14 protein-coding genes are annotated in these 13,389 nt (G+C 68.2%); all 14 read left to right on the plus strand.

Annotated elements, in window-relative coordinates:
* Nucleotides 1-250: 250 nt before the first annotated feature.
* Nucleotides 251-2,635 (plus strand): ATP-dependent zinc metalloprotease FtsH, encoded by a 2,385-nt coding sequence (gene ftsH / locus IU459_RS19435; RefSeq protein ID WP_195130966.1) that lies wholly within the window; start codon nt 251-253, stop codon nt 2,633-2,635.
* Nucleotides 2,636-2,864: 229 nt separating this feature from the next.
* Nucleotides 2,865-3,470: a GTP cyclohydrolase I FolE gene (gene folE, locus IU459_RS19440; protein WP_195131090.1), complete on the plus strand. Its 606-nt coding sequence runs from the start codon at nt 2,865-2,867 to the stop codon at nt 3,468-3,470.
* Nucleotides 3,471-3,658: 188 nt separating this feature from the next.
* Nucleotides 3,659-4,516 (plus strand): dihydropteroate synthase, encoded by an 858-nt coding sequence (folP, locus tag IU459_RS19445; RefSeq protein WP_228838173.1) that lies wholly within the window; start codon nt 3,659-3,661, stop codon nt 4,514-4,516.
* A complete protein-coding gene (gene folB / locus IU459_RS19450; protein ID WP_195130968.1) occupies nt 4,513-4,950 on the plus strand; it encodes a dihydroneopterin aldolase in 438 nt (145 codons plus the stop codon). Before folP ends, folB begins: the two co-directional genes overlap by 4 nt.
* A gap of 108 nt (nt 4,951-5,058) precedes the next feature.
* Nucleotides 5,059-5,595: a 2-amino-4-hydroxy-6-hydroxymethyldihydropteridine diphosphokinase gene (gene folK / locus IU459_RS19455; RefSeq protein WP_195130969.1), complete on the plus strand. Its 537-nt coding sequence runs from the start codon at nt 5,059-5,061 to the stop codon at nt 5,593-5,595.
* 2 nt (nt 5,596-5,597) lie between these two features.
* On the plus strand, nt 5,598-6,068 hold the full coding sequence (locus IU459_RS19460) for a DUF3180 domain-containing protein (protein ID WP_195131091.1): 471 nt from the start codon (nt 5,598-5,600) through the stop codon (nt 6,066-6,068).
* A 70-nt stretch (nt 6,069-6,138) separates the two neighbouring features.
* The gene (locus IU459_RS19465) at nt 6,139-7,062 is read left to right on the plus strand and encodes a DUF6779 domain-containing protein (RefSeq protein ID WP_195130970.1); all 924 of its coding nucleotides are present in this window, start codon (nt 6,139-6,141) and stop codon (nt 7,060-7,062) included.
* Between the two features lie 156 nt (nt 7,063-7,218).
* Complete coding sequence (locus tag IU459_RS19470) at nt 7,219-8,148, plus strand: Rossmann-like and DUF2520 domain-containing protein (RefSeq protein ID WP_195130971.1); 930 nt, start codon at nt 7,219-7,221, stop codon at nt 8,146-8,148.
* Nucleotides 8,148-9,128 (plus strand): pantoate--beta-alanine ligase, encoded by a 981-nt coding sequence (panC, locus tag IU459_RS19475; RefSeq protein WP_195130972.1) that lies wholly within the window; start codon nt 8,148-8,150, stop codon nt 9,126-9,128. Before IU459_RS19470 ends, panC begins: the two co-directional genes overlap by 1 nt.
* Nucleotides 9,129-9,141: 13 nt before the next feature.
* Nucleotides 9,142-9,561 carry an aspartate 1-decarboxylase gene (gene panD, locus IU459_RS19480; protein ID WP_195130973.1) on the plus strand — a complete coding sequence of 140 codons (420 nt, stop codon included), beginning with the start codon at nt 9,142-9,144 and terminating at the stop codon, nt 9,559-9,561.
* A gap of 17 nt (nt 9,562-9,578) precedes the next feature.
* Nucleotides 9,579-10,376, plus strand: coding sequence for a type III pantothenate kinase (locus tag IU459_RS19485; RefSeq protein ID WP_195130974.1), 798 nt, complete (start codon nt 9,579-9,581; stop codon nt 10,374-10,376).
* A 181-nt stretch (nt 10,377-10,557) separates the two neighbouring features.
* Nucleotides 10,558-11,166: a cysteine dioxygenase gene (locus tag IU459_RS19490; protein WP_195130975.1), complete on the plus strand. Its 609-nt coding sequence runs from the start codon at nt 10,558-10,560 to the stop codon at nt 11,164-11,166.
* An 8-nt stretch (nt 11,167-11,174) separates the two neighbouring features.
* Complete coding sequence (locus IU459_RS19495) at nt 11,175-11,597, plus strand: rhodanese-like domain-containing protein (RefSeq protein WP_195131092.1); 423 nt, start codon at nt 11,175-11,177, stop codon at nt 11,595-11,597.
* Between the two features lie 260 nt (nt 11,598-11,857).
* A complete protein-coding gene (lysS, locus tag IU459_RS19500) occupies nt 11,858-13,357 on the plus strand; it encodes a lysine--tRNA ligase (protein ID WP_195131093.1) in 1,500 nt (499 codons plus the stop codon).
* The last annotated feature ends 32 nt before the right edge of the window (nt 13,358-13,389 follow it).

Genomic DNA, 13,389 nt, shown 5'->3' on the forward strand with positions numbered 1-13,389 from the left:
TAGGCCGAACATGCCATGATTGTTGCCACTTGGAGGAAGCTGAACCGGAGACATCGGGAACCACCGTCGGTCTCCGGCCGTTTACCTCTTTAGCTGCACCTGCAGCCGAACTGCGCGATGTATCGAGTAGACCGTACGCGGTAACGTGGCTTGTCCGCATCCGAACCCCCGCGGAACCGGACACGCCAGACGCATCGCTAGGCAAGAACCGGAGACACCGGAAAGGACTGGCCGCCCCGGCCGACGCTCTATGAACCGCAAGACTGTGTTTCGCACCCTGGCCATAGTCTCGGGCATCCTGCTCGTGATCTATGCGTTCAGCTACTTCGGCAACGACACGCGGGGCTGGAAGAGCGTCGATACATCGGTTGCCCTGAGCCAGCTCGAGGACAAGAGCAACGTTCAGAACGTTCAGATCGATGACCGCGAGCAGCAGTTGCGCATCGAGCTGAAGAACGGCAACGACGCGACCGGTGGTCAGGCCAAGATCATCGCGAAGTATCCGGGCGGCAGCGAGACCTCCGCACAGATCTTCCAGGCCGTGAAGAACTCAGGGGCCGATTACAACACCGTGGTCAAGCAGGAGAGCTGGTTCACCCAGATCCTGCTGTTCGTGCTCCCGATGGTGATCCTGCTCGGCCTGTTCATCTTCGTGATGGCCCGCATGCAGGGCGGCGGGCGCGGCGGCATGATGGGCTTCGGCAAATCGAAGGCCAAGCAGCTGTCCAAGGACATGCCCAAGACCACGTTCGCCGACGTGGCCGGTGCCGACGAGGCGGTCGAAGAGCTCTACGAGATCAAGGACTTCCTGCAGAACCCGGTCCGCTACCAGGCCCTCGGCGCCAAGATCCCCAAGGGCGTGCTGCTCTACGGCCCGCCCGGCACCGGTAAGACGCTGCTGGCCCGCGCGGTCGCGGGTGAGGCGGGCGTGCCGTTCTTCACCATCTCCGGTTCGGACTTTGTCGAGATGTTCGTCGGCGTCGGCGCCTCCCGGGTGCGCGACCTGTTCGAGCAGGCCAAACAGAACAGCCCCTGCATCATCTTCGTCGACGAGATCGACGCGGTCGGCCGCCAGCGCGGCGCAGGCCTCGGCGGTGGTCACGACGAGCGCGAGCAGACCCTCAACCAGCTGCTGGTCGAGATGGACGGGTTCGGCGACCGCACCGGGATCATCCTGATCGCGGCGACCAACCGCCCCGACATCCTCGACCCCGCTCTGCTGCGTCCCGGCCGGTTCGACCGGCAGATCCCGGTGGGCAACCCCGACCTCGCCGGTCGTCGCGCCATCCTGCGGGTGCACTCGCAGGGCAAGCCGATCTCGCCGGATGCCGACCTGGACGGCCTCGCCAAGCGCACCGTCGGCATGTCCGGCGCGGACCTGGCCAACGTGATCAACGAGGCGGCGCTGCTCACCGCCCGCGAGAACGGCGCGATGATCACCGGCGAATCGCTGGAGGAATCGGTCGACCGCGTGATCGGCGGCCCGCGCCGCAAGAGCCGGATCATCAGCGAGCACGAGAAGAAGATCACCGCTTACCACGAGGGCGGTCACACCCTCGCCGCCTGGGCGATGCCGGACATCGAACCGGTGTACAAGGTGACCATCCTCGCGCGCGGCCGCACCGGTGGTCACGCCATGACGGTCCCCGAGGACGACAAGGGCCTGATGACCCGCTCCGAGATGATCGCCCGCCTGGTCATGGCGATGGGCGGTCGCGCGGCCGAGGAACTGGTGTTCCACGAGCCGACCACCGGCGCGTCCTCGGACATCGACCAGGCCACCAAGATCGCTCGCGCGATGGTCACCGAATACGGCATGAGCGCTCGGCTCGGCGCGGTCCGGTACGGCCAAGAGCAGGGCGATCCGTTCCTGGGCCGCTCGATGGGCATGGGCTCGGACTACTCGCACGAAGTGGCGGGCGCGATCGACGAGGAGGTGCGCAACCTCATCGAGGCCGCGCACACCGAGGCGTGGTCCATCCTCAACGAGTACCGCGACGTGCTCGACGATCTGGCCACCGCGCTGCTGGAGCGGGAGACCCTGCACCGCAAGGATCTCGAGCAGATTCTCGCTTCGGTGGAGAAGCGCCCGCGGATCACCGCGTTCAACGATTTCGGCGATCGCGTGCCGTCGGACAAGCCGCCGGTGAAGACGCCGGGCGAACTGGCCGCCGAGCGCGGTGAATCGTGGCCGCCGGAGCCATTGGTGAAGCCGGTGGCGGCGTCCGCGCAGCGGGAGCCGCAGGGCGCCAACGGTTATCCGCCGCACGATGGCGGGTACGGCGCGCCGCCGCAGTATGGCCGCCCGGCCGCGCCCGGCTACCCGATTCCGCAGACGCCCGCTCCGGCCTACCCGCGTCAGGGGACGCACGGTTCGCGACCGGACTACGGCGCTCCGGCGGGGTGGTCGGCTCCCGGTTGGCCGCCGCGAGACGAGCCGCAGCAGCAGGGTCAGTCCGGCGGGTGGAGCGATCCGCAGCAGCCGCGGCAGGGCTACCAGCCGTGGGGCGGGTCCGACGACGGCTATGGCCGGGACGGGTACGGCGACCGTGGTGGCTATGACGAGCCGCGTCGCGCGAACCCGGTCGGCGACAGCGAGAACGGCGATTGGGATGGGCCGAACGGGCGTCACTGAAACGGGGGCGGTTATCCGTCCCGGGGTCTGTCGCAGGGTCTGATCGGCGGGGCCGCGGCCCGGTCGCTCGCCGCGGCCGGTGACGATTAGGCTCGACTATCGGGGGTGCCGAGTAATTGCCGGCATCCCGAGAGTTTGGAGGTGTCCTCGATTGTCGCCCAACAATCACGGCGGCGGCTACGTCCTCGCCGAGTCGAATGCTGCTGAACACGACGGTGTCGACCTCGGCATCACCGAGCCCGGCTTGGTCGCGCTGGAAACCGGCAAGTCGTTCGACCAGGCCCGCGCCGAAGCCGCGGTGCGGGAGTTGTTGATCGCTGTCGGCGAGGACCCGGATCGGCCAGGTCTGCGGGAGACGCCCGCCCGGGTCGCGCGGGCGTACCGGGAGACGTTCGCCGGGCTCTACGTGGAGCCGGATTCCGTGCTCAACACCACGTTCGACGAAGGGCATCAGGAACTCGTCCTGGTCCGGGACATCCCGATGTACTCGACCTGTGAGCACCACCTCGTGTCTTTCCACGGCGTCGCTCACGTCGGCTACATCCCCGGCCTGCACGGCCGGGTCACCGGTCTGTCCAAACTTGCCAGGCTGGTCGACCTGTACGCCAAGCGCCCGCAGGTGCAGGAACGCCTGACCAGCCAGATCGCCGACGCGGTGATGCGCAAGCTGGACCCGCGCGGCGCCATCGTGGTGGTCGAGGCCGAGCACCTGTGCATGGCGATGCGCGGCATTCGCAAGCCGGGCGCCAGCACCACCACCTCCGCGGTGCGCGGACTGCTCCAGTCCAACGCCGCCTCGCGCGCCGAGGCGCTCGATCTCATTCTGCGTAAGTGAGCGGGCCGGCGGTGTCCGAACCGAGGAGCGAGGAAAGCGCAGCGACTGGAGCGACGAGGGATGACACCGCGAGGAGCGGTGAGAGCGCGACGATTACCGGCCGGGCCGATGACGAAGGAACGGTCACGGACGCTCAGATGACCGGGCCGGGAGCAATCAGGGCGCGCGGCGGTCGGTCCTGTGTGGTGATGGGGGTAGTGAACGTCACCAGCGATTCGTTCTCCGATGGCGGCAAGTATCTCGATCCCGAACTGGCAATCGCCCACGGTGTCCGGCTGTATGCCGCTGGCGCGGACATCATCGATGTCGGCGGCGAGTCCACCAGGCCGGGTGCGGTCCGCGTCGACGCGACAACCGAGGCGGCTCGGGTTACGCCCGTTATCCGTGGACTGGTCGCGGCAGGCGTGCCGACCAGCGTGGACACCATGCGCGCCGCGGTCGCCGAGGCGGCGATCGAAGCCGGGGTCTCGGTGGTGAACGATGTCTCCGGTGGCCGTGCCGATCCGGACATGGTGCGGGTGGTCGCGTCCGCCGGTGTCCCGTGGATTCTCATGCACTGGCGGGCTGGGGCCGACTACCGGCACACCGGCCCCGCCGACCACTACGACGACGTGGTCGCCGAGGTGCTTGCCGAGTTGAGCGAGCAGGTGGACGTGGCCGTCGCCGCGGGGGTCGATCCATCCAGGTTGATCCTCGACCCGGGTCTGGGTTTCGCGAAGAACGCCGAACACAACTGGGCCCTGCTCGGCGCGCTGCCCGAACTCGTCGGGCACGGACTGCCGATCCTGATCGGCGCCTCACGCAAGCGTTTCCTCGGCGCGCTGCTCGCCGACGAGGCCGGCCCGCGTCCAGCGGCCGGTAGAGAGACGGCCACCGCGACCATCTCCGCGCTCGCCGCGCTGCACGGCGCCTGGGGTGTGCGTGTGCACGACGTGCGCGCCTCACTGGATGCCATTGCCGTCGCCGACGCGTGGCAGAATTCCGCACGGCAGCGCGCCGCAGAGCACGACACCGTCCGCCCGAGTGCGCGAGGAGCTCACCGATGAGCCAGTCCCCGGTCCATGCCGAAGCCGGTACCGCGGCGCGGAACGCGCCGATCCGCCGTGGCGCCGACCGGATCGAGTTGCGCGGCTTGCGCGCCTACGGGCATCACGGGGTGTTCGATCACGAACGCCGCGACGGCCAGGAATTCCTGGTCGATCTGACGGTGTGGGTGGATTTCGCCGTCGCCGCGGCATCCGACGACTTGGCGGCCACGGTGGACTACGGTGCGCTGGCCGAGCGCGCGGTGCGGATCGTTCAGGGCCCGCCGCGCAATCTCATCGAGTCGGTGGTGTCGGAGATCGCCGACGACGTGATGACCGATCCCCGGATCAGCTCGGTCGAGGTGGTGCTGCACAAGCCGTCCGCGCCGATCCCACACACCTTCGCCGACGTCCGGGTGGTCACCTCGCGCCACCGAGGGGAGCATCCCGCATGAATGGTCAGGCCAGGAGGCAGCAGCGCAGGAAAGTGGGCACAGCATGAGGTCCCGAAATCCGGCCGCGGCCCATTTGCGAACCGAGCGGAGCGCCGCGGAGGCGTGCCGATGACTCGTGCGGTGCTGTCCATCGGCTCGAATCTGGGTGACCGGCTTGCGCACCTACGCAGCGTCCTGGACGGGTTCGGCCACCGGGTGCTATCCGTGTCCGCGGTGTACTCGACCGCGCCATGGGGCGGTGTCCCGCAGGAGGACTACCTCAATGCCGCTGTGCTGGTAGATGATCCGGTATTCGGCTGCGCGGACTGGCTGCGCCGCGGCCAAGAGCTGGAGCAGGCCGCGGGGCGGGTCCGCGACGTGCGCTGGGGCGCGCGCACGCTCGACGTGGACGTGGTGTGGTGCGCTGAACTGCACAACGGCGAGCCCGTGGCTTGTCGCAGCACCGACCCGGATCTGATCCTGCCGCACCCGCAGGCGCACCGCCGTGCCTTCGTGCTGGTGCCATGGCTGGACGTCGTGCCGGACGCGGTGCTCGAGGTCGACGGCACGGCGTACTCCGTCACGGACCTGCTGGAGCGGCTCGATCCGGCCGAGCGCGCCGGTGTGCGCCGCACCGACTTCTCGCTGACGGGCACGGCGTCGTGAAACTGAAGCCGACCCGCGTCCTGGACATCGTCGCGAACGTGCTCATCGCTGCGCTCGTCGCGTGGATCGCCACCAGGGTGGCCTACGACAACTTCCCCCCGATCTCGATCTTCGCCGGCGCCTCGCTCTATCCGGTGGCCGCCATCGAGGCTGTGCTCGCTTTCGTGATCCGGGCCAGGGTCAACGACCAGCAGATCGGCGATGGCCGCCACCAGCTGCATCCGATCACGGCAGCCCGCGCCGTCGCGTTGGCCAAGGCGTCGGTGCAGGTGGGTTCGATCGCCGCGGGCATCTGGCTGGGATTCCTGTGCTGGGTCTTCCCGCAACGCGGCACGTTGCGCGCCGCGGCGGCCGACAGCCCTGGCGCGATCGTCGGGATGCTGGCGGGGGTGGCTTTGGTTGCTGCGGCGCTCTGGTTGGAGTACTGCTGCCGGGCCCCCGAGGACCCCACGGACGATGCGGCAACCACGTAGCTAGTTCCACGAGCGATATCACCCAACCGCGATCTGGGCGACGGTCCACGTTTTGGCTACCCTGGCTGGCATGGCTTCACCCTCCCGTAGCAGCACTTCCCGTCGACGGCGGGACGATGCGGGAAAACTGTTCACCGGCGTCCTGATTCTTTTGGGTCTGGTTGCCAGCGTTTTCCTGGTCTTCAGTAACAATGTGCAGTTCGTACGGGTAGGTCTGGTCGCGGCGCTGTGGGCGGCCGCGGTCGGCGCGCTGGCCGCGACGAAGTACCGCAAAGAGGCGACGGTCGACAAGGCGAAGGTCCGCGATCTGCAGACGGTCTACGAATTGCAGCTGGAACGGGAGATCACCGCGCGCCGCGAGTACGAGCTCGGCGTCGAGGCGCGCGTGCGCGAGGAAGTGGGCGCCGACGCGGCCGAACTCGCGGCGCTGCGTGCCGAGCTCACCGTGCTGCGCCAGAGCCTGCAACGGCTGTTCGACGGCGATCTGCCGATGGATCGCCCCGCGCTGCGCGCCGACGCGACCCGGATTCAAGAGCTGACCAGCTCCAGTGCGGAATCGGCGAACAATAGCTCCGCGAATGCCGGAATGTGGTCGGTCTTCGCCGACCAGCAACCGCATAGCAGTATGACGCCGATCTTCGAGCCCGATCACCCCGAGCCGCCGGTCTTCGCCAGCCCCTTCGACGAGCCGGTCACCGCCGAGACCGCGGTCGTCTCCTTCGACGAGGACGACGACGAGCACGACCGGTACGCCGGGCCCCGCGGCTGGGCCGACGCCTTCACCGAGACGGTCGAGGAACCGCTCGACGAACCTCCGACGCAGCCTGCCGTGCGCCCCGAGCCCGTTTTGCGGCCGACGTCCACGCCGACCGTCGGCACGCCGAGCACCCGCAGGCGGCGCAGGGCCGAGCACGACGGCGACGCGCCGTCGCGCCGTCTCTCGGTCGCGGAGATCATGGCGAACTTGCAGTCCGAACAGCGCGAAGGTCGCTGAACGGGGCCTTGTCCCCGGCCCGGCACTGCGGCCTAAATCACGCGCGCACCCCATGGCATCGGCGAAACGCGTGCCGATATCCTCGTGTCGTACCGTCCGGTACCCGCATGGCGGGACTGGAACGACATCGAGAGGACAACGTTGACCTCGAGAAGCGTGAATTCCGATAGCGCTACTTCGGGCTACGACCCCGCGCCCGCACGCCTGACGGTGGGAATCGTCTCGGCGGGACGCGTGGGTTCGGCATTGGGCGCCGCCCTCGAGCGCGCCGGACATGTGGTGTTCGGCGTCTGCGCGATCTCCGACGCCTCGATTCGGCGCGCCCGTACCCGGCTGCCCGACTCGGAGATCCTGCCGATCGAAGAGGTGGCCGCCCGCAGCGAACTCCTGCTGCTCGCCGTGCCCGACACCGAGCTGCCCGGTCTGGTTCGGGGCCTCGCCGGGGCCGGTGTCGTCCGGCCGAGCACCATCGTGGTGCACACCTCCGGCGCGAACGGAATCGGCGTACTAGCCCCGCTGGCCGAGCTCGGCGCCCTTCCGCTGGCCATCCACCCCGCCATGACCTTCACCGGCCACGACGAAGACGTGACCAGGCTCGGCAACGCCTGCTTCGGCATCACCGCCGCCGACGAGGTCGGCTACGCGATCGCGCAGTCGCTGGTGATCGAGATGGGCGGCGAGCCGGTGCGGGTGCCGGAAGAGAACCGGCCGCTCTATCACGCCGCGCTCGCGCACGGCAGCAATCACCTGGTCACGGTGGTTGTCGACGCGCTGGCCGCGCTGCGTGTCGCGCTGGCCGGTCCCGGCTTGCTCGGCCAGCAGGTGGTCGACGATCAGCCGGGCGGGCTGGCCGAGCGTCTGCTCGCCCCGCTGGCTTCTGCCGCGTTGGACAACGCGTTGCGCCGCGGCCAGTCCGCGCTGACGGGCCCGGTGGCCCGCGGCGACGCGGACGCGGTCGCCGCCCACCTGGCCGCGTTGACCGCGGTCGATCCCCGGCTGGCCGAGGGATATCGCGCGTTGTCGCTGCGCACCGCGGAGCGGGCGGGCGCCGCCCCCGCCGTTATCGAACTGCTGGAAGGACGCTGATGTTCGACCCGAAATTGCGCGGCGCCTACCGGCCCGGCGAACTGACCGTGCACCACGATCCCGCGGTGCTCAGCGCGGTGTCCGGCGCCCTGCGCGGCGTCGGCCGCACGGTCGCGTTGGTGCCGACCATGGGCGCCCTGCACGAGGGCCACTTGGAGATCGTGCGACTGGCCAAGCGGACCAATCAGGTGGTCATCGTCTCGATCTTCGTCAACCCGTTGCAGTTCGGTGCGAACGAGGATCTGGACACCTACCCCCGCACGCTGGACGCCGACGTCGAACTGCTGCGCGCGGAGGGCATCGAGCTGGTGTTCGCGCCGAGCGTGTCCGATATGTACCCGGACGGCCCACGCACCACCGTGCACCCGGGCCCGCTCGGCGCCGAGCTCGAGGGGGCAAGCCGCCCGACCCATTTCGCGGGCATGCTCACCGTGGTCGCCAAATTGCTGCAGATCGCGTGGCCCACCGAGGCGTTCTTCGGTGAGAAGGACTACCAGCAGCTCACGCTGATCCGGCAGATGGTTCGCGACCTGAATTTCGACGTGAAGATCACGCCGGTGGTCACCGTTCGCGAGGCCGACGGCTTGGCCCTGTCCTCGCGCAACCGCTACCTCGATCCGGCGCAGCGCGAATCGGCGCTCGCGCTGTCCGCCGCGTTGTCGGCGGGCAAGCACGCGGGCGGTCTCGGCGGCGCGGCCGTCTTGGCCGCCGCCCGCCAGGTGCTCGACGCCGTGACCGGCGTCGACCTCGACTACCTAGAGCTGCGTTCGGCCAACCTGGGTCCGGCCCCGGCGACCGGCAATGCCAGGTTGCTGATCGCGGCCAAGGTCGGCGCCACCCGGCTCATCGACAACATCGCCCTCACCCTCGGCGCTCCGATCGACGGGCACCCCGCCGTCTCCGGTTCGCGGCCCGCCGCGGATTCCTCCCAGCCTGCCCCGGCGGTGTCAGATCCCGCCCTGCTCCCTCCCGCGAACTAGAAAGGGCGACGCAATGCTGCGCACCATGATGAAGTCGAAGATCCACCGCGCCACCGTGACGCACGCCGACCTGCACTACGTCGGTTCGGTCACGGTGGATCAGGACCTGCTCGACGCCGCCGACCTGCTGGAAGGCGAGCAGGTCTGCATCGTGGACATCGACAACGGCGCCCGGCTGGAGACCTACGTCATCGCCGGTGAGCGGGGTTCCGGCGTGATCGGGATCAACGGAGCCGCCGCCCACCTGGTGCACCCCGGTGACCTGGTCATCCTGATCGCCTACGGTCAGCTGAACGAGCAGGAACTCGCGGAGTACGCCCCCAAGGTGGTGTTCGTCGACGAGCGCAACCGCCCGGTCGAGCTGGGCGCGGACCCGGCGCACGCGCCGGAGGGCTCGGGACTGACCTCGCCGCGCTCCCTGTCGTTCGCCTGAGAGCCGGCGACCGGGACATGCTGCTGACCATCGATGTCCGCAACACCAGTATCGAACTCGGTCTGTTCTCGGGGACCGGAGCGCATTCGAAACTGGTGCGGCACTGGCGCATGCACACCAACCCGCTGCTGACCGCCGACGAATTCGCCATGCAGGTGCGCGGGCTGGTCGGCGCGCAACTGGACGAGGTGGTCGGCGTCGCCGCGCTGTCGACCGTGCCGCCGGTACTGCGCGAACTCCGCGGAATGCTGAGCGAGTACTGGGGTCATGTTCCGCACGTGCTGGTGGAACCGGGTGTGCGCACGGGCATTCCGCTGCTGGTCGACAATCCGAAAGAAGTCGGGGCGGACCGCATCGTCAATTGCCTGGCCGCCTACCAGCGGTATTCCTCGGCCGCGATCGTCGTCGATTTCGGGACGGCGATCTGCGTGGATCTGGTGTCGAAGAAGGGTGAGTTTCTCGGCGGCATCATCGCGCCCGGCGTGGAGATCTCCACCGAGGCGCTGGTGGAACGCAGCGCGCTGCGGCGGGCCGAGTTGGCCAGGCCGCGGTCGGTGCTGGGCAAGAACAGCATGGAGTGCATGCAGTCCGGCGCGGTATTCGGATTCGCCGGCCTGGTCGACGGGCTGATCGATCGGATCCGCGACGAGTTCGACGCCTTCGCGGGCGACGACGTGGCGGTGGTGGCGACCGGGGCGACCGCGCCACTGATCGTCCCGGAATCCGAGACCATCGAGGACCATGACCCGCATCTCACGCTGACCGGCCTGCGCCTTGTATACGAACGCAACCAGCGGCGCAAGGGAAGTGTCTGATATGCGCGGTGTTGGATTTGTCGCAGGACAGGCACTTGCCGATACCGCACACCGTGCTGTTAAACTCGCACTCGTGTTTTCTAGCGTGAGCACCCAGGAGTGTTGTCGAGGCTGACCTGCCTCGACCGATCGAGGCTGAGTACCCGCCCTCGACCGATACCATCCTCCTGGAGATTCGCTCATGCGTTCTTCCGTACTTTCCCTTTCATCCGCGCGTACCGCGTTGTCGGCCACCCCGCCGCTGGATCGTCCGGTTGCGCCCGCACTGCCCACTCGGCTGCGTCCGGCCGATCTGCTGCGGCTGACCGACGAAGGTGCCGAAGACGTGCTGGCCGGGCGGTATGACCATCTGCTTCCCGCGAACGGCGAGTGGCCGGCCGACGAGCGCTGGGCGACCAGGTTGCTCGCCGACGACGAGGTGGACGTCTGGCTGATCAGCTGGACGCCGGACAAATCCACCGAGCTGCACGACCACGCCGGATCGCTCGGCGCGCTGACCGTGCTCAGCGGCGCGCTGTCCGAATATCGGTGGAATGGAAGGGAACTGCGCTCCCGCACGCTCACGGCGGGCGATCAGGCGTCGTTCCCGATCGGTTGGGTGCACGACGTCATGCGCGCGCCCGCCGGTATGGCGGGCGCCGCTGAATCCGCGGGCCCGCTCGATCCCACGCTGAGCGTGCACGCCTATTCCCCGCCGCTTACCGCTATGTCGTATTACGAGGTGACCGGCCACGGCACTTTGCGGCGCACCCGAACCGTCCTCACCGACCAGCCCGAAGGTGATATGTAATGACCCGTTTGACCGTCGATCAGATGCTCGAGAACGCGCGGGCCCAGCTGAGCCGGATCTACGCCTTCGAATTGCCGGAAGCGATCGAGCGGGGCGCCATTCTGGTGGATATCCGGCCCCAGGCGCAGCGCGGGCGCGAGGGCACCTTGCCCGGCGCCTTGGTGATCGAGCGCAATGTGCTGGAATGGCGGCTGGATCCCGCCAGTTCCGCCCGGCTGGCCTTGGCCGCCGACCACGACGTGGAGTGGATCGTCGTCTGCTCGGAGGGCTATACCTCCAGCCTGGCCGCCGCGGCGCTGCAACAACTCGGACTGCATCGGGCGACCGACCTGGTCGGCGGCTACCAGGCACTGAAGGCGGCGGGGCTGCTGAACGTCGCGGTGCGGGCGCCGCACTTCACCCGCGAGCTGGAGGCGCTCGCCTCCCTGTAAATTCCCGCGATCACTTCCATCTCGAATTAGCCGGGCGTCCAGGTGTTTTCGCGCACCTCGCGATGCGCACCGGCTATTTCGAGTTCCCTGAGTGTCCGCGGAGCGCTTCGGGTGGGTCGCCGGGCCGATACCGTTTCGTTACTACGGGCTGGAGCCTGGGCGGCCCGCAAAACGATTTCTGGTGCACGCTAGGGTTGTTCGATGTGAGCACCCCGAACTCTGCATCCGCCGGCGCATCGACATCGGATTCGCGGCCTGCCGTGGCGGCCGACGCCGACGACGCCCCGGAGCAGATACGGATTCGCCGGGAGAAGCGGGAGCGGCTGCTCGCGGCCGGTGGCGAGGCGTATCCGGTCGTCGTGCCGCGTACGCATACCCTCGCCGAAATTCGGGCCGCATATCCCGACCTGGCCGCCGACACAGCCACCGGCCAGCAGGTCGGTGTCGCCGGACGCGTCATATTCATGCGTAATACCGGCAAGTTGTGTTTCGCGACGCTGCAGGAGGGCGACGGCACCAAGCTACAGGCGATGATCAGCCTCAACGGCGTGGGCGCGGACGCGCTTGCCGCCTGGAAGGCCGACGTCGACCTCGGTGACTTCGTCTTCGTGCAGGGGGAGGTCATCGTCTCGCGGACCGGGGAGCTGAGCGTCATGGCCGACTCCTGGTTCATGGCGGCGAAGGCGCTGCGCCCGCTGCCGGTCGCGCACAAAGAGATGAACGAGGAGTCCCGGGTCCGGCAGCGTTATGTCGACTTGATCGTGCGTCCGGAAGCCAGGGAAATGGCGCGTACCCGCATCGCCGTGGTGCGGGCGATGCGCAACGCACTCGAGCGCAGGGGATTCCTCGAGGTGGAGACGCCGATGCTGCAGACGCTGCACGGCGGCGCGGCGGCCCGGCCGTTCGTCACCCATTCGAATGCGCTGGATATGGACCTCTACCTGCGCATCGCGCCCGAGTTGTTCCTGAAGCGCTGCGTGGTCGGCGGCCTGGAGCAGGTCTTCGAGATCAACCGGAACTTCCGGAACGAAGGCGCGGACTCCACGCATTCCCCCGAGTTCGCGATGCTGGAGACATACCAGGCATATGGCACCTATGACGACTCGGCGCGGATGATCCGGGAATTGGTGCAGGAAGTGGCCCAAGAGGTGTTCGGCACGCAGGTGGTGACCCTGGCCGACGGCACCGAATACGATCTACGCGGCGAGTGGGCGACTGTGGAGATGTACCCCTCGCTGTCGGATGCGCTGGGAGTCTCGATCACGCCGGAAACGTCCGTTGCCGAATTGCGCGCGCTCGCGGATCGGGTCGGTCTGGAAATTCCGGAGGACAAGGGCTATGGCCACGGGAAACTCGTCGAGGAACTCTGGGAACACCAGTATGGCGACAAGCTGTACGCACCGACTTTCGTGCGCGACTTCCCGGTGGAGACATCCCCGCTGACCAGGCAGCATCGCAGCCGGGCAGGCGTGACGGAGAAGTGGGACCTCTATGTGCGGGGCTTCGAGTTGGCCACTGGCTATTCGGAGTTGGTCGACCCGGTGATCCAGCGCGAGCGGTTCGTGGACCAGGCTCGGCTGGCCGCGCAGGGTGACGACGAGGCCATGGCACTGGACGAGGACTTCCTCGCCGCGATGGAGCACGGCATGCCGCCGACCACCGGAACCGGTATGGGAATCGATCGGTTGTTGATGGCGCTGACGGGATTGGGAATCCGAGAAACGATACTGTTCCCAATTGTGCGTCCGGTCACCAGGTGACCACTCTGATTGCAAAGCAGCGACTCCGTCTT

Origin of the sequence: Nocardia amamiensis (genome assembly GCF_015477605.1) — a bacterium.
Lineage (GTDB): Bacteria > Actinomycetota > Actinomycetes > Mycobacteriales > Mycobacteriaceae > Nocardia > Nocardia amamiensis_A.